This is a genomic window from Streptomyces swartbergensis, from assembly GCF_002148965.1.
Classification (GTDB): domain Bacteria; phylum Actinomycetota; class Actinomycetes; order Streptomycetales; family Streptomycetaceae; genus Streptomyces; species Streptomyces swartbergensis.
The window spans coordinates 1-923 of record NZ_NGFN01000761.1; the positions used below are offsets into that span (position 1 = coordinate 1).

General features: G+C 72.8%; 2 protein-coding genes. Both read right to left on the reverse strand.

Going from position 1 to position 923, the window contains the following annotated elements:
- Positions 1-45 precede the first annotated feature (45 nt).
- A complete protein-coding gene (locus tag CA983_RS44165; RefSeq protein ID WP_086606160.1) occupies positions 46-441 on the reverse strand; it encodes a DUF3618 domain-containing protein in 396 nt (131 codons plus the stop codon).
- Complete coding sequence (locus CA983_RS44170) at positions 438-857, reverse strand: phage holin family protein (RefSeq protein ID WP_086606161.1); 420 nt, start codon at positions 855-857, stop codon at positions 438-440. The genes CA983_RS44165 and CA983_RS44170 overlap by 4 nt, the downstream gene beginning before the upstream one ends.
- Positions 858-923: the final 66 nt, after the last annotated feature.

Below are 923 nucleotides of genomic sequence, written 5' to 3' on the forward strand. Positions count from 1 at the left end.
GACCCACCACGACCGCGCAGGCCCAACGGCCCGCCCCCACCCCGCTCAGCGATACCAGCGCTGCCAGCGATGCGCGCGAGTCATCTGCTGCCGCCGCCGCACCACTTCGACAGCGACGACCGCGGCCCCCGCAGCCGCCCCGGCGACGAGCACCGGCTTCGGATGCCGCATCCCGGCCTGAACGACACCGCGCACCGGCCGAGGCCCCRCATGCGTCGCCTTGTCGTGCACCGTGTGCCCGGCCTGCGCGGCGGTGCTCCGCAACTGCACCGTCATCGCCCCGGCCTTGTCCCGCAGGTCGGCCGCCCGAGCCCGCGCGCGCCCCTTCACGTCCGCCTTCCCCGCCAACTCCTCCACGGTGTTGCCGAGTTCACTACGGGTCCGCTCGATCTGCTGCCGCAGTTCATCGGGCCCCTTGGCCCCACCAGTCGCGTCCGTCATCGATGTGCCCTTTCCCTGATCTCCTCCACGTCGGCCTTGACACTGCCGAGAGCCTCCTCAGGCGTGGGGGGCGTGGCCCGGCGCAACTGCCCCCGGCCGACAGCGGCCAGCACGGCAGCGATCACGAACAGCACCCCCATCACGATGAGCGCCGCGGCCCAGACGGGCAGCACCAGCGAGAGGGCGGCGACACCCGCCCCGGCCAGCGCGAGCAGCCCGGCGTAGGCGACGGCACCCGCCGCACCGAGCAGCCCACCGCCACGCCCCGCACGTCGGCCCTTCTCAGCCAGCTCTTCCTTCGCAAGAGCCACTTCCTGCCGGACGAGCCGGGAGAGCTGCTCCGAGGCCTGTGAGACGAGCTCGCCCACGGAGTGGCGCTCGTCGTGCACGGCCCGATGATCGATGGTCCCGGTCACGGTGTTCCGCCTCCTCTCGAAGTAGGAACCCCCGAGTACCCGGCCAACCCGCCGCTACCCCTGCCT